This is a genomic window from Bradyrhizobium sp. HKCCYLS3077 (genome assembly GCF_051167555.1).
Taxonomy (GTDB): Bacteria; Pseudomonadota; Alphaproteobacteria; order Rhizobiales; family Xanthobacteraceae; genus Bradyrhizobium.
This window is the reverse complement of record NZ_JBNPTH010000011.1, coordinates 57,291-78,218: the sequence shown is the minus strand read 5'-3', so window position 1 is coordinate 78,218 and position 20,928 is coordinate 57,291. Positions and strand designations below refer to the sequence as shown.

General features: G+C 66.4%; 27 protein-coding genes. 18 read left to right on the top strand and 9 right to left on the bottom strand.

Annotation, left to right across the window (positions count from 1 at the left end; all coding sequences use genetic code 11):
* Positions 1-31 precede the first annotated feature (31 nt).
* Positions 32-925 carry an RluA family pseudouridine synthase gene (locus tag ACQR0Z_RS32730; protein WP_434921381.1) on the top strand — a complete coding sequence of 298 codons (894 nt, stop codon included), beginning with the start codon at positions 32-34 and terminating at the stop codon, positions 923-925.
* A 93-nt stretch (positions 926-1,018) separates the two neighbouring features.
* Here ACQR0Z_RS32730 and mtaB read toward each other — a convergent pair whose 3' ends face one another.
* The gene (gene mtaB / locus ACQR0Z_RS32725; RefSeq protein WP_434921380.1) at positions 1,019-2,353 is read right to left on the bottom strand and encodes a tRNA (N(6)-L-threonylcarbamoyladenosine(37)-C(2))-methylthiotransferase MtaB; all 1,335 of its coding nucleotides are present in this window, start codon (positions 2,351-2,353) and stop codon (positions 1,019-1,021) included.
* Positions 2,350-3,219 (bottom strand): diaminopimelate epimerase, encoded by an 870-nt coding sequence (dapF, locus tag ACQR0Z_RS32720; RefSeq protein WP_434921379.1) that lies wholly within the window; start codon positions 3,217-3,219, stop codon positions 2,350-2,352. Before dapF ends, mtaB begins: the two co-directional genes overlap by 4 nt.
* Positions 3,220-3,391: 172 nt before the next feature.
* On the opposite strand from dapF, the gene ACQR0Z_RS32715 reads away from it, so the two are divergent.
* Together ACQR0Z_RS32715 and ACQR0Z_RS32710 are read left to right on the top strand one after the other, a co-directional pair.
* Entirely contained in the window at positions 3,392-4,147 is a 756-nt protein-coding gene (locus ACQR0Z_RS32715) for a GyrI-like domain-containing protein (protein ID WP_434879299.1), read from the top strand.
* Between the two features lie 8 nt (positions 4,148-4,155).
* Positions 4,156-4,866, top strand: a complete 711-nt coding sequence (locus ACQR0Z_RS32710; protein WP_434879300.1) for an SIMPL domain-containing protein — start codon at positions 4,156-4,158, stop codon at positions 4,864-4,866.
* A gap of 244 nt (positions 4,867-5,110) precedes the next feature.
* Here the strand turns inward: ACQR0Z_RS32710 and ACQR0Z_RS32705 are convergent, their stop codons facing one another.
* Positions 5,111-6,103: an MBL fold metallo-hydrolase gene (locus ACQR0Z_RS32705; RefSeq protein ID WP_434921378.1), complete on the bottom strand. Its 993-nt coding sequence runs from the start codon at positions 6,101-6,103 to the stop codon at positions 5,111-5,113.
* Positions 6,104-6,453: 350 nt separating this feature from the next.
* Here ACQR0Z_RS32705 and ffh point away from each other — a divergent pair, with 350 nt between their 5' ends.
* The 7 genes from ffh to ACQR0Z_RS32670 all read left to right on the top strand — a co-directional run bounded on the left by ffh (position 6,454) and on the right by ACQR0Z_RS32670 (position 12,920).
* Positions 6,454-8,001: a signal recognition particle protein gene (ffh, locus tag ACQR0Z_RS32700; protein WP_434921377.1), complete on the top strand. Its 1,548-nt coding sequence runs from the start codon at positions 6,454-6,456 to the stop codon at positions 7,999-8,001.
* A 168-nt stretch (positions 8,002-8,169) separates the two neighbouring features.
* Positions 8,170-8,502, top strand: coding sequence for a 30S ribosomal protein S16 (gene rpsP / locus ACQR0Z_RS32695; protein WP_434860393.1), 333 nt, complete (start codon positions 8,170-8,172; stop codon positions 8,500-8,502).
* Between the two features lie 128 nt (positions 8,503-8,630).
* Positions 8,631-9,227, top strand: coding sequence for a ribosome maturation factor RimM (gene rimM / locus ACQR0Z_RS32690; RefSeq protein WP_434921376.1), 597 nt, complete (start codon positions 8,631-8,633; stop codon positions 9,225-9,227).
* A 206-nt stretch (positions 9,228-9,433) separates the two neighbouring features.
* Complete coding sequence (gene trmD / locus ACQR0Z_RS32685; RefSeq protein WP_434921375.1) at positions 9,434-10,207, top strand: tRNA (guanosine(37)-N1)-methyltransferase TrmD; 774 nt, start codon at positions 9,434-9,436, stop codon at positions 10,205-10,207.
* 107 nt (positions 10,208-10,314) lie between these two features.
* Positions 10,315-10,695: a 50S ribosomal protein L19 gene (rplS, locus tag ACQR0Z_RS32680; RefSeq protein WP_006611497.1), complete on the top strand. Its 381-nt coding sequence runs from the start codon at positions 10,315-10,317 to the stop codon at positions 10,693-10,695.
* A 406-nt stretch (positions 10,696-11,101) separates the two neighbouring features.
* Positions 11,102-12,508 (top strand): 3-isopropylmalate dehydratase large subunit, encoded by a 1,407-nt coding sequence (leuC, locus tag ACQR0Z_RS32675; protein ID WP_434860396.1) that lies wholly within the window; start codon positions 11,102-11,104, stop codon positions 12,506-12,508.
* A 196-nt stretch (positions 12,509-12,704) separates the two neighbouring features.
* A complete protein-coding gene (locus tag ACQR0Z_RS32670; RefSeq protein ID WP_434860397.1) occupies positions 12,705-12,920 on the top strand; it encodes a hypothetical protein in 216 nt (71 codons plus the stop codon).
* 83 nt (positions 12,921-13,003) lie between these two features.
* On the opposite strand, the gene ACQR0Z_RS32665 is transcribed toward ACQR0Z_RS32670, so the two are convergent.
* On the bottom strand, positions 13,004-13,696 hold the full coding sequence (locus ACQR0Z_RS32665) for a hypothetical protein (RefSeq protein WP_434921374.1): 693 nt from the start codon (positions 13,694-13,696) through the stop codon (positions 13,004-13,006).
* A 180-nt stretch (positions 13,697-13,876) separates the two neighbouring features.
* Here ACQR0Z_RS32665 and ACQR0Z_RS32660 point away from each other — a divergent pair, with 180 nt between their 5' ends.
* Positions 13,877-14,170 carry a DUF1330 domain-containing protein gene (locus ACQR0Z_RS32660; protein ID WP_434921373.1) on the top strand — a complete coding sequence of 98 codons (294 nt, stop codon included), beginning with the start codon at positions 13,877-13,879 and terminating at the stop codon, positions 14,168-14,170.
* Between the two features lie 43 nt (positions 14,171-14,213).
* On the opposite strand, the gene ACQR0Z_RS32655 is transcribed toward ACQR0Z_RS32660, so the two are convergent.
* Both ACQR0Z_RS32655 and ACQR0Z_RS32650 read right to left on the bottom strand, forming a co-directional pair.
* Positions 14,214-14,702 (bottom strand): hypothetical protein, encoded by a 489-nt coding sequence (locus tag ACQR0Z_RS32655; RefSeq protein ID WP_434921372.1) that lies wholly within the window; start codon positions 14,700-14,702, stop codon positions 14,214-14,216.
* Positions 14,590-14,859 (bottom strand): hypothetical protein, encoded by a 270-nt coding sequence (locus ACQR0Z_RS32650; protein ID WP_434860401.1) that lies wholly within the window; start codon positions 14,857-14,859, stop codon positions 14,590-14,592. The genes ACQR0Z_RS32655 and ACQR0Z_RS32650 overlap by 113 nt, the downstream gene beginning before the upstream one ends.
* Here ACQR0Z_RS32650 and ACQR0Z_RS32645 point away from each other — a divergent pair.
* Positions 14,768-14,974 carry a hypothetical protein gene (locus ACQR0Z_RS32645; protein ID WP_434860424.1) on the top strand — a complete coding sequence of 69 codons (207 nt, stop codon included), beginning with the start codon at positions 14,768-14,770 and terminating at the stop codon, positions 14,972-14,974. The two genes, ACQR0Z_RS32650 and ACQR0Z_RS32645, sit on opposite strands and share 92 nt — an antisense overlap.
* Positions 14,975-15,128: 154 nt before the next feature.
* On the opposite strand, the gene ACQR0Z_RS32640 is transcribed toward ACQR0Z_RS32645, so the two are convergent.
* On the bottom strand, positions 15,129-15,431 hold the full coding sequence (locus ACQR0Z_RS32640) for a hypothetical protein (RefSeq protein ID WP_434921449.1): 303 nt from the start codon (positions 15,429-15,431) through the stop codon (positions 15,129-15,131).
* A gap of 145 nt (positions 15,432-15,576) precedes the next feature.
* Between ACQR0Z_RS32640 and ACQR0Z_RS32635 the strand changes: the two genes are divergently transcribed.
* From ACQR0Z_RS32635 to ACQR0Z_RS32615, 5 genes are all read left to right on the top strand, one after another.
* Positions 15,577-15,975: a metallopeptidase family protein gene (locus tag ACQR0Z_RS32635; protein ID WP_434860402.1), complete on the top strand. Its 399-nt coding sequence runs from the start codon at positions 15,577-15,579 to the stop codon at positions 15,973-15,975.
* Positions 15,976-16,069: 94 nt separating this feature from the next.
* Positions 16,070-16,672, top strand: coding sequence for a 3-isopropylmalate dehydratase small subunit (gene leuD, locus ACQR0Z_RS32630; protein ID WP_434860403.1), 603 nt, complete (start codon positions 16,070-16,072; stop codon positions 16,670-16,672).
* An 85-nt stretch (positions 16,673-16,757) separates the two neighbouring features.
* Positions 16,758-17,555, top strand: coding sequence for a hypothetical protein (locus ACQR0Z_RS32625; protein ID WP_434921371.1), 798 nt, complete (start codon positions 16,758-16,760; stop codon positions 17,553-17,555).
* Between the two features lie 99 nt (positions 17,556-17,654).
* Positions 17,655-18,071: a hypothetical protein gene (locus tag ACQR0Z_RS32620; RefSeq protein ID WP_434921370.1), complete on the top strand. Its 417-nt coding sequence runs from the start codon at positions 17,655-17,657 to the stop codon at positions 18,069-18,071.
* A 27-nt stretch (positions 18,072-18,098) separates the two neighbouring features.
* Positions 18,099-18,470 (top strand): c-type cytochrome, encoded by a 372-nt coding sequence (locus ACQR0Z_RS32615; protein ID WP_434921369.1) that lies wholly within the window; start codon positions 18,099-18,101, stop codon positions 18,468-18,470.
* A 12-nt stretch (positions 18,471-18,482) separates the two neighbouring features.
* On the opposite strand, the gene ACQR0Z_RS32610 is transcribed toward ACQR0Z_RS32615, so the two are convergent.
* Positions 18,483-19,361 carry an HpcH/HpaI aldolase/citrate lyase family protein gene (locus ACQR0Z_RS32610; RefSeq protein WP_434921368.1) on the bottom strand — a complete coding sequence of 293 codons (879 nt, stop codon included), beginning with the start codon at positions 19,359-19,361 and terminating at the stop codon, positions 18,483-18,485.
* Positions 19,362-19,463: 102 nt separating this feature from the next.
* Here ACQR0Z_RS32610 and ACQR0Z_RS32605 point away from each other — a divergent pair, with 102 nt between their 5' ends.
* On the top strand, positions 19,464-20,108 hold the full coding sequence (locus ACQR0Z_RS32605; protein WP_434860408.1) for a carbonic anhydrase: 645 nt from the start codon (positions 19,464-19,466) through the stop codon (positions 20,106-20,108).
* A 59-nt stretch (positions 20,109-20,167) separates the two neighbouring features.
* Here ACQR0Z_RS32605 and ACQR0Z_RS32600 read toward each other — a convergent pair whose 3' ends face one another.
* A complete protein-coding gene (locus tag ACQR0Z_RS32600; protein WP_434921367.1) occupies positions 20,168-20,734 on the bottom strand; it encodes a TIGR00645 family protein in 567 nt (188 codons plus the stop codon).
* Between the last annotated feature and the right edge of the window lie 194 nt (positions 20,735-20,928).

The following is a 20,928-nucleotide window of genomic DNA, read 5'->3' as shown; positions in this document are numbered from 1 at the left end:
ACGAAAGCCTTGCACCCGCAATACGGTTTCCATGGACATTAACCAACCCACCGATGAGGAGATGCTCGCCCGCGTGCTCCACCGCGACGGGCTGATGCTGGTGATCGACAAGCCGGCCGGCATTCCCGTACACAAGGGACCGAAGGGCGGACCGAACCTCGAAGCCTCGTTCGATGCCCTGCGCTTCGGCCTGCCGCGCCCGCCGGTGCTGGCGCATCGGCTGGACAAGGACACCTCCGGCTGCCTCGTGCTCGGCCGCCATCGCAAGGCAACGGCCTCGCTCGGGCTTTTGTTCAAGCACGGCAAGATTTCGAAGACGTATTGGGCGGTGGTCGAGGGCGGCCCCGAGGCTGACGAGGGCGTGATCGAGCTGCCGCTGGCCAAGCTGAATGCGGAGCGCGGCTGGTGGCAGAAGCCGGACCCGAACGGGCAGCCGGCGGTGACGAAATGGCGGGTGCTGGGGCGGTCGTACGCGCCTGCCAGTGCGTCCCCACACTCCGCTCCTTCTTGCGGCACCGCCTCCCCTCCCCCTTGCGGGGAGGGGTCGGGGGTGGGGGTCCCCGCAGGCAGTCTCGCCCGGAGCCACCCCCCTCCCCAGCCCTCCCCCGCAAGGGGGGAGGGAGCGCACCTGTCGGGCGGACAGAGCGTGACTCCGACTCACGGCGTCCGGCTCACCTGGCTCGCCATGGAACCCATCACCGGCCGCACCCACCAGCTCCGCGTGCACTCCGCCGCCTCCGGCTGGCCGATCTTCGGCGACAACATCTACGGCAACGGCCCGCGCTTCGGCGAGCCGCGGCTGCACCTGCATGCGCGCGAGATTTCGATTCCGCTATCGAAGAACAAACCGCCGATTCACGTCGTGGCGCCGGCACCGCTGCACATGCACGAGCGGCTGAGACTTTGCGGCTGGAACGGGGAGTGACGTGGCTCAGGCGCATGTGAGACCCTGCACTCTCGCCCACACCACAGCTGTCATCGCCCGGCTCGACCGGGCGATCCAGTATTCCAGAGGCGGTTATTGCTGACCGAAAGGCCGCGGCGTACTGGATCGCCCGGTCAAGCCGGGCGATGACACCGAGGGTGGGGCTGACAGCTTCTCGCCATCATGGCCGGCGACTACCAGCCGCTGCACGGAGCCCGGCTCGGCACCCGTGACTGACACCGGCAGATAATGCTCCGTCCTGCCCTGCGTCGCGCTCTCGATCAGCACCTCACGCTCGCGGCCGATCTCGGCATCCAGCCGCCGCCGCAATGCCGCTTCTCCTGCCGCGCGCAGCCGCCGCGCGCGGTCGCGGATGACGGCGCCATCCACCTGCGGCATGCGCGCCGCCGGAGTGCCGGGGCGCGGCGAATAGGGAAAAACGTGGAGGAAGGTCAGGCCGCACTCCTCGACCAGGTCGAGCGAGCGGGAAAACATCTCCTCCGTTTCGGTCGGAAAGCCGGCGATCAGATCGGCGCCCAGCGCGATGTCCGGCCGCAATTTCCGCACCTGATTGCAGAACGCGATCGCGTCGGCGCGGGCGTGCCTTCGCTTCATCCGCTTCAGGATCAGGTCATCGCCGGCCTGCAATGACAGATGCAAATGCGGCATCAGCCTGGCATCCTCGGCGAGCGCATCGAGCAGATCGGAATCCGCCTCGATCGAATCGATCGAGGAGATGCGCAACCGTTTCAGCTCGGGCACGTGACGCAGGATCCGCTTCACCAGCCGGCCGAGCTTCGGCGTGCCGGGCAAGTCGGCGCCATAGCTCGTGAGATCGACCCCGGTCAGCACGATCTCGGCATGGCCGCGCTCGGCCAGCGTCCGCACCTGATCGACCACGGCCCCCATAGGCACCGAGCGTGAATTGCCGCGGCCGAACGGGATGATGCAGAAGGTGCAGCGATGGTCGCAGCCGTTCTGCACCTGCACGAACACGCGCGGCAGGCCGCGCTGGAATCCGTCGACGAGATGCGGCGCCATCTCCCTGACAGCCATGATGTCGGACACCGCGACCTTCTCCGACGCATCGATGCCGAAGCGCGGCGCGGCAAGCGCCTGCGCCGTCGAGCGCCACGCCTCCGGCTGCAGCTTGTCGTCATTGCCGATGACGCGATCGACCTCGGGCATCGCGGCGAACATCGCGCTTTGCGTCTGCGCCGCGCAGCCGGTCACGACGATGCGCGCCGCGGGACGTTCGCGCTTCAATTTGCGGATCGATTGCCGCGCCTGCGCCACGGCCTCGTTGGTCACGGCGCAGCTGTTGATGACGACGATATCGTCCGCGCCCGCAGCCTCGGCGTGGCGCGCGATCAGCTCGGATTCGAACGCGTTGAGCCGGCAGCCGAAGGTGACGACATCGACGCTCATGCGACGCTGGCGAACAGCTCTGGCTCGAACCGTCCCTCGAACTCGAATGTCGCGGGGCCCGTCATCAGCACGTGATCGTCGCGCTCGCGCCACTCGATCGTCAGCTCGCCGCCTGGCAGCGTCATGTGCACGAGCCGGTTGGCGCGCTTCAGCCGGGCGGCGGAGACAGCCGTCGCGCACGCCGCCGAGCCGCAGGCCCTGGTCAGCCCCGCGCCGCGCTCCCAGGTGCGCATCGTGATGTGGTCGCGGTCGACGATCTGGGCGAGGGTGATGTTGGCGCGCTCCGGGAAGATCGGGTGGTTTTCCAACAGCGGCCCGAAGCGTTCGAGGTCGTAGGAATTGACGTCATTGTCGACCCAGAACACCGCGTGCGGATTGCCCATGCTGACGACCGACGGCGAATGCAGGATCGGCGCGTCGATCGGCCCGATCTGCAGCTCGATGTAGCGGGTGTCGCGGAATTCCTCCGCCAGCGGGATCTCCTGCCAGCCGAACTTCGGCGCGCCCATGTCGACGGTGTAGAGCTCGGCCGACGGCCCCTGCCAGCAGTTCAAAAGGCCCGCGCGGGTCTCGAACGTCGCGCTGGTCTGGCCGGTCTTGCCGAACACCTGGCTCACCACGCAGCGCATGCCGTTGCCGCAGGCGCCCGACTCCGAGCCGTCATTGTTGTAGATCCGGATGAACGCCTCGGTACCGTCGAAGCGCGGCCGCTGCAGCACCATCAACTGGTCGTAGGGAACGCGGGACGCAACCGCCCGCGCCTCGTCCGGCGTGACGACATGCTTCACGTCGCGCAGGTCCAGCACGACGATCTCGTTGCCGATCCCGTTCATCTTGACGAAGCTGTGGTTGGCCAGCGGGCTCATGAAAATATCCAAATTGTGTCCGTCTTATATGGCGAATGGCGCCGCATTGACCAGTCCGCAGGGGGACATGACGCATCTGTCATGGGACGCCGCGCCGCCGAGCATGTTAGGACCGCACCGTTCGCCGGCACGCGCCCTGCGCAGGAGCAGCACGGCACTGGAGAATAGTCGCATGAATCTCAGCACTTTCCGCATCGTTCTGGCCGTGGGCTCGGTCGCGTTGGCGCTGGGTGGCCCGCTGGCCCGGGCGCAGGCACCGTCGGCCTCCCCGGCTCCGGCGGCCTCGCCGGCCCCTGCCCCGAGCGCGATGCCGGCGCCCGCCGCCTCTCCCGCTGCATCCGCGAGTCCGGCTCCCGCGGCCAGCCCGTCGCCGGCCGCCAGCGCCAGCCCGTCGCCGTCATCGTCGCCCGCCGCCGCCCAGGCGCCGGCTCCCACGACGCCGCCGGCCGCCGCCCCCGCGCAGAGCGCCGACGCCTTCGGCGACGAGATCAAGCTCGAGGCCAAGAAGGTCGTCCAGATCAAGGGCACCGCGAACTGGGACAATGCGTTCGATACGCTGATCGACTCGTTCAAGGCGCTGTCGACCACCTTGGACAAGCAGGGCGTCAAGCCCGCCGGCAACGGCATGATCGTCTACACCTCGACCGACGACAACGGCTTCACCTTCTTCGCCGAGATCCCGATCGAGCAGGAGCCGAAGGCGCTCGGCAAGGGCATGAGCATCGGCCAGTCGCCCGAGGGCAAGGCGCTGAAATTCGTGCATCGTGGCTCCTACGACAACATGGACAACACCTACGAGGCGATCACCAACCATCTCGACGAGCGCCGGCTGGAGGCCAAGGACACCTTCATCGAGGAGTACCTGACCGATCCCCTCAAGACGGCCGAGGACAAGCTCGTCATCAACGTCTACGTGCCGCTGAAGTGAGGGCCATCATGATCAGACCGCTGCTCGTGGCCGCGCTCGTAGCGTCAACCGATCTGCCGGTGCTGGCGGATGACATCGCCCGGCAGGACACGCCGGCGATCACGGTCAGCGGCGAAGGCAGCGTGACGGCGCCGCCGGATCTCGCGCAGATCGACGCCGGCGTCGCGTCCGACGCCAAGACCGCGCGCGAGGCTGCCGAGGCCAACAACACCGCGATGGCCAGGGTGTTGCAAGCGCTGAAGACGGCGGGGATCGCCGACAAGGATGTGCAGACCTCGCGGCTGTCGCTGCAGCCGCAATATGCCCAGAACCGGCCGGGCCAGCCGGCCGTGACCGGCTATCGTGCGAGCAATCGCGTCACCATCAAGCTTCACGACGTCGCCAAGGTGGCGAACGTGATCGATACGGTGGTGGCCGCTGGCGCCAATGATGTCGGCAACGTCTTCTTCAGCGTCGCCGAGCCGTCCAAGCTGCTCGACCAGGCGCGCGAGAAGGCCGTCACTGACGCCCGCCGCAAGGCCGAAATCTACGCCAAGGCCGCCGGCGTCACGCTCGGACAGCCGCTCAACATCGCCGAGGACGGCGCACCGACGCCGGTGTTCCGCGCTAAGACGTTTGCGGCGCCGATGGCTGCGGGGGCACCGACGCCGGTCGCGCAGGGCGAGGAGACGCTGTCGGTCACGGTGAGCGTGACCTGGGCGATCAAGGCGGGGCAGTAAGGCGCGCTTACGTGAGCTCGGCGCATTCGCAAGCGAATGTGAGCCGACGGCGATACTACAAGCTCGGTGTCGTCCCAGCCTTGAGCCGGGACCCAGACTCCGCGGCGGATGTTGTCGCGCGAGATGGAGCTGCCAGCCTTCGTCAAACTGAGGTCGGTGGTTATGGGTCCCGGGTCGGCGTCCACCGGCGCTTCGCGCCGCCGGACTTGCCCGGGACGACACCGTTGGTGTTGCGACGGTGTAGTTAGATCTCCACGACCTGCCCCGGCTTGAGTACACCGAACCGCTCGCGCGGGATGCCGGCGGAATCGAGCGCGGCATGCAGGGCGTGCACGGGCGCATCGATCGCCTCGTCCGTCAGTTGGAACGTGCCGTGATGATGCGCCAGCGCGGTTTCGGCCCCGCAATCCTGCAGCGCCTGCACGGCATCCTCAGGGTTCATGTGCTGGTCGCGCATGAACCAGCGCGGCTCGTAGGCGCCGATCGGCAGGATCGCCAGTCTGATCGGTGAATGCGCTTCGGCGACGCGGCGGAAATGCTTGCCCGTACCGTAGCCGGAATCACAGACGATGTAGAGCTTGCCGCGCGGGGTCTCCAGGACGAAGCTCGCCCACAGCGCCTTGTTACGATCGAAGATGCCGCGCGCCGTCCAGTGCCGCGTCGGGACCAGGGTCACCGCGACCTCGTCGTTCAGCGTCACGCGGTCGTGCCAGTCATAGGCCTCGGCGCGAATCTTCGCATCGGCATCGGTCATCGTCAGGTCGTTGCCCAGCGGCGTCACGACGCGCGGCGAAAAGCGCGCGGTCAGCTTCGACAGCGTGCGGATGTCGAGATGATCGTAGTGCCCATGCGACACCAGCACGACGTCGATATGCGGCAGCGCCTCGAAGGCGATGCCGGGGTCGTTGTGCCGGCGCGGGCCGGCGAAGGAGAATGGTGAGACACGCTCCGACCAGACGGGATCGATCAGGATGTTGAGCCCGCCGGTCTGGACCAGCCAGCTGGCATGGCCGATGAAGGACAGCCGCACCGTCTCGCCATCGATCCGGTGCGGCGGGGTATCGGCATGCGGGCTCGGCGCCCACGCGGGCCATTTCGAGCGCTTGCCGTTGCGGTCGAACTGCCAGCGCAGCACCTGGCCGAGGGATTTGGGCGGAACGCCGTCGGGATCGTAGAAGCGCTTGCCGTCGAAATGGTCGGTGACGGGGCCGGAATAGGTCCTGGAACGGCGCAGCAAGGGTGTCCTCGCAAGGAAAGCTGACACGGGAAAGCTCAACTGGCGCAGGAGGTAAGCAGCGTCCTAGGGTCCGGCAACGGCCCCGCGGGAAGCAAGTTTCCTTGACTTTTCCACCTGCGGGGGGTTTAACGCGGCCGAATTTCGGAAAGTTTCGTCTTTTCGAGCCACCGCCCGGTCCTGGAGGCCGGAGGTCAACGCCCGACAGCGCTGTGCGCCCTCGGGCGCAAAGGTGTTTGGACTGACGGTTTCGGCCGACGGGCCGAGGTCTATATGCTCGTCATGGGCCGCAGCAAGCGGCGATGACGGGCGGCAACGAAGCGGGCGCCCGACAAGGGCAAAGGATAACGGCATTGTTCGACAATCTGTCGGAAAGGCTTGGCGGCATTCTCGATCGGCTGACGGGGCGCGGTTCGCTCTCGGAAGCCGATGTCGACGCCGCGATGCGCGAGGTCCGCCGGGCGCTGCTCGAGGCCGACGTCGCGCTGGAGGTTGTCCGCAGCTTCACCGAGCGCGTGCGCGAGCAGGCGATCGGCGCCACCGTCGTCAAGTCGGTCACGCCCGGCCAGATGGTCGTGAAGATCGTCCATGACGAGCTGGTCAAGACGCTCGGCGACGAGGGCCAGACCATCGACCTCAATGCCGTGCCGCCGGTGCCGATCATGATGGTCGGCCTGCAGGGCTCCGGCAAGACCACCACGACGGCCAAGCTCGCGCGCCGCATGGTCCAGCGCGACAAGCGCAAGGTGCTGATGGCCTCGCTCGACGTCTATCGTCCGGCCGCCATGGAGCAGCTCGCGGTGCTCGGCCGCGACCTGGACATTCCGACCCTTCCCATCGTCGCCGGCCAGATGCCGCCGCAGATCGCGCGCCGCGCCATCGAGGCCGCCAAGCTCGGCGGCTATGACGTGGTGCTGCTCGACACCGCCGGCCGCACCACGCTCGACGAGGACATGATGAAGGAGGCCGCCGAGATCAAGGCGGTCGCCAACCCGCACGAGGTGCTGCTGGTCGCGGACTCGCTGACCGGCCAGGACGCCGTCAACCTCGCCCGCTCGTTCGACCAGCGCGTCGGCCTCACCGGCATCGCGCTGACCCGTATCGACGGCGACGGCCGCGGCGGTGCCGCACTGTCGATGCGCGCGGTCACCGGCAAGCCGATCAAGCTGCTCGGCACCGGCGAAAAGACCGACGCGCTGGAAGACTTCTATCCCTCGCGTATCGCCGGCCGCATCCTCGGCATGGGCGACATCGTCTCGCTGGTAGAGAAGGCCGCGGCGAACATCGACGCCGAGAAGGCCGCGCGCGCCGCCGAGAAGATGCGCAAGGGTCAGTTCGACCTCAACGACATGCGCGAGCAGCTGTTGCAGATGTCGCAGATGGGCGGCATCAGCGGTCTCATGGGCATGATGCCCGGCATCTCCAAGATGAAGAACCAGATCGCGGCGGCCGGGATCGACGACAAGATCCTCAAGCGCCAGGTCGCAATCATCGATTCGATGACGCGCGAGGAGCGCAAACATCCCGACCTGCTCAAGGCGAGCCGCAAGAAGCGCATCGCGGCCGGCTCCGGCCAGAGCGTCGAGCACGTCAACAAGCTGCTCAAGATGCACCGGAACATGGCCGACGTGATGAAGGCCATGGGCTCCGGCAAGCGCGGCCCGCTCGCCGGCATCGCCCAGGCGATGGGATTCGGCGGCGGTGGCGGCATGCCCTCGCCCGAGCAGCTCAAGGCGCTCGCCGACAAGATGCCGGGCGGCATGCCCGGCGGCCTGCCGAATTTGCCGAAGGATCTTCCCGCCGGACTGCGCGGCGGTTTGCCCAATCTGCCGGGTCTCACCGGGCTCAGCGGCAAGCCGACGCTACCGGGCCTTGGGCTCCCTCCGGGGAAGAAGAAATGAGGACGTTTCGTCCCTCTCTCACCCCGTCATTCCGGGGCGCGCGCAGCGCGAGCCCGGAATCCATAACCACGATCGTGCGTATGGATTCCGGGCTCACCGCTGCGCGGTGCCCCGGAATGACGGCCTAGCTGACACCCAACACTTCAATCGACACTCAGGAGAACTTTCATGTCCGTCGTCATTCGTCTCGCCCGTGCCGGCACCAAGAAGCGCCCGGTCTATCATGTCGTCGTCGCCGACTCGCGCTTCCCCCGCGACGGCCGCTTCATCGAGCGTCTCGGCTACTTCAATCCGCTGATGGCGAAGGACAACGAGGCGCGCCTCAAGCTCGACATGGAGAAGGTGAAGGCCTGGCTCGCCAAGGGCGCGCAGCCGTCCGACCGCGTCGCCCGCTTCCTCGATGCCGCCGGCGTCAAGAAGCGCGAAGCCCGCAACAACCCCGAGAAGGCCGTGCCGCGCAAGGAGCGCAAGGCGCAGGCCGAAGCCGCCGCGAAGGGCTAAGGTCCGTTGACGATCGTGGCCTCATGCTTCGAGACGCACGGCTTGCGCCGTGCTCCTCAGCATGAGGATCTGGCTCCTCGTCCTGAGGAGCGCGCCGTTGCGCGCGTCTCGAAGGACGAGGCCTGCTGATGTCCAAGCTGATCTGCGTCGCCAGGATCGGCGCCGCGCACGGCGTGCGCGGCGAGGTTCGCTTATGGACCTTCACCGAGGATCCGCTGGCCGTGCTGCATTACGGCCCGCTGACGACCAAGGACGGCAGCCGCTCGTTCGAGGTCGCCAAGGCGCGCGAGGCCAAGGATCATCTCGTCGCCAGCTTCAGGGGCGTTACCGACCGCAATGCCGCCGAGCGCCTCAACGGGCTCGAGCTCTACGTGCCGCGCGATCGGCTGCCCGAGACGGATGATGACGAATACTACCACGCCGATCTGATCGGGCTTGCCGCCGAGACCACGGCGGGCGCACCGCTCGGCCGCGTGCTCGCCATCCATAACTTCGGCGCCGGCGACATCATCGAGATCGCCCCGCCCTCCGGCAGCACCTTGATGCTGCCGTTTACCAACGCCGTGGTGCCGACGGTGGATCTCGCGGGCGGGCGGGTGATTATCGAGTTGCCTGATGAGATTGACGGCGAGGATCAAGCTTCGGCCGATGAATCGGCGTCGGCTGGGGACGATGCTGCCGCCCAAAACTCAGCTCGTCATCCCCGCGAAAGCGGGGATCCATAGCCACCGCGGCTGATTGGCATGCGCGGAACTGGCCGCGTGCCACTTTCCGACATCGCGCGGTATGGGTCCCGGATCGGCGCCGCGACGCGCTGACGCGCGTCACGGCTTGTCCGGGACAACTCCGGTGGTGGAGCATCGGCCGCGAGATAACGGCGCCGCATTGATCGGGGCTCGATCTTGCTTCGCCGCTGCCGTAACAGAGCGCAATGACCACCTCGCCCTCTCCTACCGCGCCGTGGCGCGCGACTGTGCTGACGCTGTTTCCGGAGATGTTTCCCGGGCCGCTCGGCGTGAGCCTCGCCGGCCGCGCGCTGGCATCAGGCATTTGGTCGCTGGAAGCGCGCGATATCCGGGCCTCGGCCACCGACAAGCACCGCAGCGTCGATGACACGCCGGCCGGCGGCGGCCCGGGCATGGTGCTCCGTGCCGATGTGCTGGCAGCCGCCATCGACGGCGCCGCCACTGCACCGGAGCGGCCGAAGCTGCTGATGAGCCCGCGCGGTCGGCCATTGACCCAGGCCTTCGTGCGCGAGCTCGCCGCTGGCCCCGGACCGCTGATCGTCTGCGGCCGGTTCGAGGGCATCGACCAGCGCGTCATCGACGCCCGCGAGCTGATCGAGGTGTCGATCGGCGACTACGTGCTGTCGGGCGGCGAGGTCGCGGCGCTGGTGCTGATCGACGCCTGCGTCCGGCTGCTGCCGGGCGTGATGGGCAAGCTCGAATCCGGGACCGACGAGAGCTTTTCCGACGGTCTCCTCGAATATCCGCAATACACCCGGCCGCAGGTCTTCGAGGGCCGTACCATTCCGGATGTGCTTACCTCCGGCGACCACGCCAAGGTCGCCGCGTGGCGTCGCGCGCAGGCCGAGGCCCTGACGGAAGCGCGCAGGCCGGATTTATGGGCCGAATGGCAGGCGCGACGGCCCAGAGAACAAACGAGGACCAGCCAAAAAGCGCCAAAAAGCACGACAGACGGGTGACAAGCCTCGCGCTTTGCCTTATAGGAGCGCCCAATTCCGCAAGTGACGGCAGGAACAAGCGCAGCCCGCGTGACCCGGCTGGGCGCGCCGCCGATGGAGATTTACCCGTGAACCTGATTCAGCAGCTCGAAAAAGAGCAGTTCGACAAGCTGTCCGCCAACAAGACCATTCCGGAGTTCGGCCCGGGCGACACCGTGATCGTCAACGTGAAGGTGGTCGAAGGCGAGCGCACCCGCGTGCAGGCCTATGAAGGCGTTTGCATCGGCCGCTCCGGCGGTGGCATCAACGAGAGCTTCACCGTCCGCAAGATCTCCTACGGCGAGGGCGTGGAGCGCGTGTTCCCGATCCTGTCCCCGATGATCGACTCGATCAAGGTCGTGCGCCGCGGCAAGGTGCGTCGCGCCAAGCTGTATTACCTGCGCCAGCTGCGCGGCAAGTCGGCCCGCATCGTCGAGAAGCAGGACCGCCAGACCGCCGTCAACGAGTAATCGTTGCTTCCGATGGATTGACGAAAAGCGCGGGCTGGCCCCGCGCTTTTTTGTTTTGTGCTGCCCTGCCGTCATTGCGAGCGAAGCGAAGCAATCCAGGGCCGAGCAAGGACTCTGGATTGCTTCGCTTCGCTCGCAATGACGGCCGATAGAAACGCATCTCGCACTCCGCCGCTCGCGTGCTATATATCTCCCTGAAATGGTTCTAGATCGCACCAGCATGGCCTGCCGTCGCGTCGTCATCGACGATCATAGCCGGCTGCCCGGGCGGTTCTTCGGACGGTTCGCGACGTCGGCGACCTCCGAGCTTAGGCGCGCGCTGTAAGCCGCAGCGCCTCGTCCTGCTTGTTCGCGCGTGCCGGTCACGCGCTCAGTTTCAAACCTTCATTCCCGGGAGCATTCGCTCATGTCGAAGCCGACCACCCTGTACGACAAGATCTGGAACGACCATCTGGTGCACGAAGCCGAGGACGGCACCTGCCTGCTCTACATCGACCGCCACCTGGTCCACGAGGTCACGTCGCCGCAGGCCTTCGAGGGCCTGCGCATGACCGGCCGCAAGGTGCATGCGCCGGAAAAGACGCTGGCCGTGGTCGACCACAACGTGCCGACCACCGACCGCTCCAAGCCGAACCCGGACCCGGAGAGCATTGAGCAGATCAAGACGCTGGCCGAGAACGCCAAGGACTTCGGCATCGAGTACTACAACGAGTTCGATCGCCGCCAGGGCATCGTCCACGTCATCGGCCCGGAGCAGGGTTTTACGCTGCCCGGCACCACGATCGTGTGCGGTGACAGCCACACCTCGACGCATGGCGCGTTCGGCGCGCTGGCGCACGGCATCGGCACCTCCGAGGTCGAGCACGTGCTGGCGACGCAGACGCTGATCCAGAAGAAGGCGAAGAACATGCGCGTCACCGTCGACGGCAAGCTGCCGGACGGCGTGACGGGCAAGGACATCATCCTCGCCATCATCGGCGAGATCGGCACCGCGGGCGGCACCGGCTACGTGCTGGAATATGCCGGCGAGGCGATCCGCGCGCTGTCGATGGAAGGCCGCATGACCGTTTGCAACATGTCGATCGAGGGCGGCGCCCGCGCCGGCCTGGTCGCGCCGGACGAGAAGGCCTACGACTTCCTGCGCGGTCGTCCCAAGGCGCCGCAGGGCGCGGCCTGGGATGCGGCGATGCGCTATTGGGAGACCTTGCGTTCCGATGAGGGAGCCCATTTCGACCACGAGCTGCGGCTCGACGCCGCCAAGCTGCCGCCGATCGTGACCTGGGGCACCTCGCCCGAGGACGTGATCTCGGTGACCGGCATGGTGCCGGATCCGGACAAGATCGCTGACGAAGCCAAGCGCATCTCCAAGCATCGCGCGCTGAAATACATGGGGCTGACCGCGGGCACGAAGATCACCGACATCAAGCTCGACCGCGTCTTCATCGGCTCCTGCACCAACGGCCGCATCGAGGATCTGCGCGCCGCCGCCAAGATCGCCGAGGGCAAGACCGTCTCCGGTCATGTCAACGCGATGGTCGTGCCGGGCTCGGGCATCGTGAAGGAACAGGCCGAGGCTGAAGGTCTGGACAAGATCTTCATCAAGGCCGGCTTCGAATGGCGCGAGCCGGGCTGCTCGATGTGCCTCGCCATGAACCCGGACAAGCTGGCGCCGGAAGAGCGCTGCGCCTCGACCTCGAACCGCAACTTCGAGGGCCGCCAGGGCTTCAAGGGCCGCACCCATCTGGTGTCGCCCGCGATGGCCGCGGCCGCCGCGATCGCCGGCCACTTCGTCGACGTGCGCGACTGGCGCTGAGATCTGTCTTCGCCGGCGCAGCAGAGCTGCACGGCGACTGAGCTTGAGACGAACGCGGCGGCTTCGAAAGAAGCCGTCGCGTTTTCATTTCGACTCAACGTCGATGCTGATCGGCAAGAGCTCCTTAAAGCTCTTCACGCACAATCCTACCGCCGGACGCACCGCGCCGGCGGAGGAACGTGCCGAGGAGCCCGTGATGGCCGAGAAGCCGGAATACGTCGACCTCATCCGTGATGCGACGCGTCAGCGCCGCAAGACGCCGCCCGCCAAGATCATCGCCAAGGCCGAAGAGCCGAAGGAGGAGCGCCGGCTGTCGAACTGGCCGCCCGGCCGGTTTGCCAAATGGCGGATCGAGACGCTTGTGCCGTGGAAGCTGACGGTGAAGAACTGGCAGTTCAAGGATTGGCTCTGAGCGCTGCGCCGAATTCATCCCGCTGAAACGACAGAAGGACGCCGTTCGGCGTCCTTCGTCGTCTCGATCAGGCCGTCAGTTCGTCAGTAGTAGCGCCAGTGATGGCGGTGGTGACGATGGTGCCAACGGTGATGATGGCGCCAGTGATGACCACGCCAGTGCCGGTGATGGCAGATGCGGCGCGGGCCGTAATAGGTGTAGACGATCCGGCAACGGCGATACGGGTAGTAGTAGGCCGTCGTGTAGGTCGGGGTGTAGTAGCTGCGATAGCCGTAGAAGTGCCGGCGATGATGGTGGTAGTACGGCCGATAGCCGTAATGCGGATAATGATGGTAGCCGCCGCCATGGAAGACCGGCCGCGGACCGCCGCCACCATGGAACACCGGGCCTCCGCCGTGGAACACGGGACGCGGACCGCCGCCTCCGAAGTGATGACCTCCGCCACCGTGGAAGACGTGACCACCTCCGCCACCGCGGAAGCCATGAAAGCCGCCGCCTCCGCCGTGGAAACCACCGCCACCGCCATGAAAACCACCGCCACCGTGGAAGCCGCCTCCGCCACCATGGAAGCCACCGCCACCATGATGACCGAAGCCGCCACGCACCTGGATGGTCAACGCATCAGGCGCGGCCTGCGTCACAGGCCGAGCGCCGGGACTCACGGGCGACATGGCCGAAGCCGGCCGGCCGGACGCACCCGCAAATACAAACAGTGCCGCCGCCGCAAGACTGAGGCGACGAACAAGACCAGCATGCTGGTCCTTCATCCTCATCATGGTCCCTTCTCCCTGAATGCCGTGAAATAGCGATGGACCCATGCAGCGCCCTTGCTGGTCGTCCGATCGGTGGCTTGGCGCACCCCCAACATGAACGTAGAGATAGCGACGTGAATGCGGCATGAATGATGCACGCTGCGCGGGCATCTGCGGCGTGGCGTCGCGGCAGAGGACCAGCGCATGAATGTCTATGTCGTCGTGCAACTGAAGATGACCGACCGCGCTGCCTATGATCGTTATCAGGCGCGCTTCTTCGACGTGTTCCGAAAGTTCAACGGCCGTCTGCTCGCGGCCGACGAAGCACCGGTCTTGATCGAAGGCGATTGGGACGGCGACAAGGTCGTGCTGATGTCGTTTCCGGATGCGAACGATTTTCGTGCCTGGGCGGAGTCACCCGAATATCGTGAGATCGCGAGGGATCGCGAAGCGGGCGCTCAGTCGGTCGTGCTGCTCGTGCAGGGGTTTCGCACCTGAGCGCGGTCATGCGCTCAGCGAACGCATCGCAGCGATGGCGGCCTCAGTCGAGGAAGGGCGTGAACAGCACGAAAGGTCCCGGCGGATAAGCGGGTGCGTACGCGATCGGGCGTCCGTAGTAGCGCGGCGGCGGCGCGGTCGATCGGGCAACTCGCGACGAACGATCGTGCTGGCGCGCGCCGAACGCAGCTGCGGCCGCGGAGTGGCTCGCATCTACTCCGAAGGACGCAGCCAACGGCGGCGAAGTCGCAGCCGAGCTTGCAAGCAGCATCGACAGCGTGACGATGCCTATCCCAAGCCAGGTTTTGCTGATGGAGGTTTTCATGGCGGACTCCCTTACCAGCCCGCCATCAAGGTACAGGCCCGCGACGCGGGCCTGTTTGATTTCGATCATGGACTGCAAAGCAGCGACCATCCGCTCACCAGCGGTGGTGTCCACGCCCGTGGTGCCCACGCCAATGGTGGCGATGCGGGTGCCAATGACGCCGAGGATGCCAGTAGTGACGGCGAGGATGCCAATGGCGACGGCCATGCCAATGCGCCTGGGTCGTCTCCTGCGTCGTGCCCTGCTGCACCGCCGTCGCGGCGCCGGGATTGATGAGCGACAGCGCCTGCGCGCGTTCGGCCGGCGCAGCCATCGCAAGAACGGCACCAATGGCCGCGATGCCCAACAGCTTTGTCACAGTCATGAACTTCTCCTTCGATCGCCTGACCTCACGTCGGGCACCACATATCCGCCGCGTCAGCTTCCTGAAGGGCGGCCGCAGCAGCGCGACGCAGGTCAGTCTCGAACGAGCGACGTGAATGGGGGATGAAGACCTGCGCGAGGGCAGAATGCGCAAATGTCGCGCGCGGTTCCGCCGCACCGCGCGACATATCCGCACTGCGTCGGCGGAGTCACACGCAACAGACCGCGCGAATCAGGCTTGATTCGTAGAATCGACTCGGCAGACGATTGTCAGCCACGGCGCCAGACGCAGCTCACATGCGGGACGATCACGGTGCCGCTCGGGCGATGCTCCGGAACATAGCTGGCATTGCAAACCCGCACGGCGTTCGGACCGGGATTGTAACGCGGCACCACGTCCGGCTCCCAATGACCTTCATAGCGCGGATAGATCTGGATCCGCCGCTGCCGGCGCTGCGCGGAGACATCGGTGCTTGCCTCGCGCTCGACGGCGGGGCGCGCGCCCTGCTCCGCTCGCGCGGCCACCGGAATGGAGATCGCGACCATCGCTGCCAACGCCGTCCCGGCGAGCATCATCGACGTCTGTCTCATGTGTCCCAAACCCCCAATTCGCGCGTTGCGACGGTCGCCGTTTTCATCCCCTGCGTCAACCGGCGCGCGGCCACACATCGCATAGAACCTGGATGCAAGATGATCAAAGCCGGGCTAGAAGGCGGCAATGTGGACCGATCTGAAAGCCCCCTCGCTCGCCGACATGGAAGCCATGGCGCACGAGATGTTCGAGCGTCTGCCCGCGCATTTCCGTGGGATGTGCGAGGGCGTCATCATCCGGGTCGACGACTTCCCGACCGAGGAGGTGCTCGACGAGATGGAGGCGGAGAGCGAGTTCGACCTGCTCGGCCTGTTCCAGGGCACCGGGCTCCCATTCCGCAGCAATGACGACCTGCCGCGCCTGCCCAACATGATCTGGCTGTACCGCCGCCCGATCCTGGACTACTGGGCCGAGCACGATGAGAGCTTCGGCCACATCGTCCGCCACGTCCTGATCCACGAGATCGGCCATCATTTCGGGATGTCGGACGAGGACATGGAGGCGATCGAGGCCGCCGCCGACTGACCGGCACGGCCGATTTTCCGGGCAATTTGACTTTATCCGCCCCGCCGTTCGGGCTAAACAGCGGCCTGCCCGATATTCTCGAAGGTGCTCCCCGATGGACAAGTTCACTACGCTGGAAGGCGTCGCCGCGCCGCTGAAGATCATCAATGTCGACACCGACATGATCATCCCCAAGCAGTACCTGAAGACCATCAAGCGCACCGGCCTCGGCAAGGGCCTGTTCTCGGAGCAGCGCTACAAGGACGACGGCAGCGAGAATCCGGATTTCGTGCTCAACCAGCCGGCCTATCGCAACTCGAAGATTTTGGTCGCCGGCGACAATTTCGGCTGCGGCTCGAGCCGCGAGCACGCTCCCTGGGCGCTGCTCGATTTCGGCATCCGCTGCGTGATCTCGACCTCGTTCGGCGACATCTTCTACAATAACTGCTTCAAGAACGGCATCCTGCCGATCCGCGTGTCGCAGGCCGATCTCGACAAGCTGTTCGACGACGCCGAGCGCGGCGCCAACGCGACCCTGACGATCGACCTCGCCGCCCAGGAAATCCGCGGCCCCGATGGCGGCACCGTCAAGTTCGAGATCGATCCGTTCCGCAAGCATTGCCTGCTCAACGGGCTCGACGATATCGGACTGACGCTCGAGAAGAAGGCCTCGATCGACAGCTACGAGGCCAAGCTGGCCGAGCGCGCCTGGGCCTGATCCCCGTCTGACCGAACAGAGTTCGCGGGCCCCGGACCTCGGTCCGGGGCCTTGTTTCGAGAGCATCCCGAGCACAGGTCCGCCGTTGACGCGCGTATTGCCCGAAGTCGTCACCTTCTGGCGCGGACCGCTCGACCGGCTGCGCCAGACCTGCCTGCGCTCGCAGTTGGCCGCCGGCCACAAGGTTACCGTCTACAGCTTCGATCCGCTGCCCGGCCTGCCCGACGGCATCCGCAATGAAGCGGCCGAGGCGGTCCTGCCCTATGCGTTCTCCGAACGGCTGCGGCCGGCGCAGCCCGACGGCAGCTGGCGCGACTGGACGACGTTGCAGTTCAGCGACTTCTTCCGCATGCGGCTGATGGCGCAACGCGCCGGTCTCTGGCTCGATGCCGACGTGCTGCTGCTGCGCCCGGTCGAGATCGATCCGGCGCTGCCCTATTTCGCCTGGGAGCGGCCACGGCAGCTCGGCAACTCGGTGCTGTACCTGCCGCCGGACGATCCGATCGTCGCTGAGTTCGACGCGCTGATGGCGCAGGGCGAATTGACTCCGAACTGGCTCTCGCTGCGCCACCGCATCACCTTCGCAGCTCGCCGCCTGCGCGGCGGCTCCGACCGGCTGTCCGACATCCGCGTCGCGATCTTCGGGCCGGCGGCGCTGACCGCGCTGGCACGCCGCCACGGCTCGCTCCGCCATGCGCTGCCGAAGCGCAGCTTCTATGCGGTCCATGCCGAGCCGAAGGCGTTCTTCGACCCCAGCGACTTCTCCGGCCTGATCGGCGACCCCGGCATCATCGGTCTGCACATCTCGCCCAAGGGCCGCGGCGGCGAGGCGCCGATCCCCGGCAGCCTCTACCGCTGGGCGGTCGACCGCTTCGGCGCCTGAAGTCCTGCGGCTGCCGCAGGGCCGATGCGCTGCTTGATCTACCGCAACGTCAGATGGCCGGCCTGGTGATTGAGTGTTCCCAATCATCGGAGACGAGCCATGACCGCCCAGACCAAGCCCTATCCGCGCGTGCAATTCCTGATCGACACGTTCGCGCAGTGGCTGAAGCATCGGCGTGAGCTGAGCGAGCTCAGGCAGCTCGACCGCGGCGATTTCGCGCGCATCGCGATGGACCTCCAGGTCACGCCTGGCGATCTCGACGAACTTGTGCGCCATGGCGAGCATGCGGCCGACGAGCTGCCCTTGATGCTCAAGGCGCTCGGCATCGACGAGGCCGCACTGGCGCGCGCCGAGCCGCTGGTGCTGCGCGACATGGAGCGGGTCTGCGCGATGTGCAAGGACAAGATCCGCTGCCATCGCGATCTCGCGCACGGGACGTCCAGCGAGCATTACGAGGAATACTGCCTCAACGCACCGACCATCGACCGGCTGGGCGCGGAAGTCGTCAAGCACTGATCGCCCTCCTCTCGACGGAGCACAGCGATGAGCATGCCCAACCTGCGCCGCCACACCTGGCTCCATGTCGGCGTCGCGATCGTGCTCGCGCTCGCCGCGATGCTCCTCATCCGGCTGCACTATGCCAACGGCGCGACGCCAGCCGCCGACAGCGTGCAGGCCGGCCGCAAGCTGGCGGAAGCCTGGTGCAGCCAGTGCCACGCCATCGATGCGAGCGGTGCACGCAGCCAGACCGCGACGGCGCCGGATTTCGTCGCGGTGGCCAACATGCCGTCGACCACCGAGCTGGCGCTGAAGGTTTTCCTCCAGAGCAGCCACCCGACGATGCCGAACGTCATCCTGACGGCCGAGCAGCGCGGCGACCTCGTCAACTACATCCTCAGCCTCAAGCGGAGCTGAGGCCCGGTCCTCCTACTTCGCCATCTCGGCGATCGCGTCGGCAATCGCGATCGTGCGCCTGGCCATCTCGGCATGCAGCCGCTCGACCATGCGGCCGTCGATCTGGATCGCGCCGCGCGAGGCATTCTCCGGCAGCTCGAAGGCGGCGAGGATCTTGCGGGCCTCGGCGACCTCGGCCGTCGGCGGCGTGAAGATCGCGTTGCAGGTGTCGATCTGGCCGGGATGGATCAGCGTCTTGCCGTCGAAACCGAGATCGCGGGCCTGGATGCACTCTTCCGAGAAGCCGTCGGTGTTGGCGAAGTCGCTGTAGGGCCCGTCGAGAATTTCCAGCCCATGCGCGCGCGTCGCCAGGATGCAGTGGCTGATCATCGGCAGCATGGTCGAGCGGCCCGGCACCATGCGGATGCGGGTCTCGCGCGAGATGTCGTTCGGCCCGAACACGAAGCCGGCGAGCCGTGAGCCTTCCTCATGCACGGTGGCCGCCAGCAAGTCGGCGTCGAGCACGGCGCGCGCGGTCTCGATCATCGCCCACACTTTCAGCGCCGGATCGGCGCCGACCTCGGCGAGGCGGCTCGTCACCAGGCGCAAATCATCGACGGTCGAGACCTTGGGAACCAGGATGCCGTCGGTCGCGGTCTGGCCGGCCATCGCGACGTCATCGCTCCACCACGGCGTATCAAGGCTGTTGATGCGGATCAGCAGCTCGCGCTTGCCGTAACCGTCGGCGGCGACCGCCTTGGCGATCTGCTCACGCGCGGCGGCCTTGGCGTCGGGCGCCACGGAATCCTCAAGATCCAAAATCAGCCCATCGGCCGGCAGGTTCCGTCCCTTCTCCAGCGCGCGGGCATTGGAGCCGGGCATGAACAGGAGACTGCGGCGGGGGCGGATCATTTCGGCGTTTCCCTTGGTTTATTGAGCCGGCCCGCGATACCATTTCGGCCACCGGGCCGGAAGGCTTGTTCCCGCAGGCCACGTGTGTTTAAGGCAGGGCCCATGATCTCGTTTCCGCAACGTCTGCTCGAAGGCTATCGCGCCTTCACCACCCAGCGGCTCCCCACCGAACAGAGCCGCTATCTGGAGCTGTCCGAACGCGGCCAGTCGCCCGAAGTGATGGTGATCGGCTGCTGCGATTCCCGCGTCTCGCCCGAGGTGATCTTCGACGTCGGCCCCGGCGAATTGTTCGTGCTCCGGAACATCGCCAACCTCGTGCCGATCTATCAGCCCGACGCCAACGCCCACGGCGTGTCGGCCGCGCTGGAATATGCCGTCACGGTGCTGAAGGTGAAGCACATCGTGATCCTCGGCCATGCCCAATGCGGCGGCATCCGCGCCTTCGTCGACAAGGCGGCGCCGCTGTCGCCGGGCGACTTCATCGGCCGCTGGATGTCGATGTTCATCAAGCCGGGCGAGGTCGTCGAGCAACGCGACCATGAGAGCTTTCAGGACTTCGTCACCCGGATCGAGAAGGCGGCGGTGTTCCGCAGCCTCGAGAACCTGATGACCTTCCCGTTCGTGCGCAGCCGCGTCGAGGCCGGCGACCTGCAATTGCACGGCGCCTATTTCGGTGTGTCCGAGGGATCGCTGTTCGTGCTCGACAAGGCGAGCAAGGAATTCAAGAGCGCGCGGACCGTCGCGTAGCGAGGCGGGAGGAGCGAGACGCTGGTCGACGGTCGTCACCCTTCGCTACTCGCCCCTCATCAATGATCTCCCGACCACCGGTCTGAGAGCGCCAGCATAACCGTCGACACCACGAAGGTCATGTGCACGCCGACCAGCCAGCCGAGCTTGACCGAGTCGTAGCCGGCGTCGAGATTCATGAACGCCTTAAGCAGCTGGATCGCCGAGATCGCGACGATCGAGGCCAGCAACTTCTGCTTCAGCCCGGCGAAATCGACCTTGGTCATCCATTCCGGCCAGTCCGGATGGCCGCCGGGATCGATGCGCGAGACGAAGTTCTCGTAGCCGGAGAACACCACGATCAGCACGAGATTGCCGGTCAGGCAGACGTCGATCAGGCTGAGCACGCCGAGGATGATGTCGCTCTCCTTGGCGGTGGGCAGATGGACCACGCTCTCCCACAGCAGCAGCGCGAACTTGAACAAGAGCACCACGAGGCTGACGATGAGGCCGACATAGAACGGCGCCATCAGCCAGCGGCTCTTGAACAGGAAGCCTTCGAGCCCGCGCTCGAGCGGACCGGGTGCGTGCTTGGCCGTCACGGGTACTTGCCCCGCCGCCGGCTCGGTCTTGCTGCTCTCAGCCAATTTCGACCCCACCCAGAAACCGCTCGGTCGTCCTACCAGGACTGTCCCGGCGAATGACCCTTCTGATTAGTTACTCCGTCATGCCCGGGCTTGTCCCGGGCATCCACGTCGTTCTCAGCGCGCCGAACCGCGTGGATGGCCGGGACAAGCCCGGCCATGACGACTTAGAGACAGATGATCACAACACTTCGATT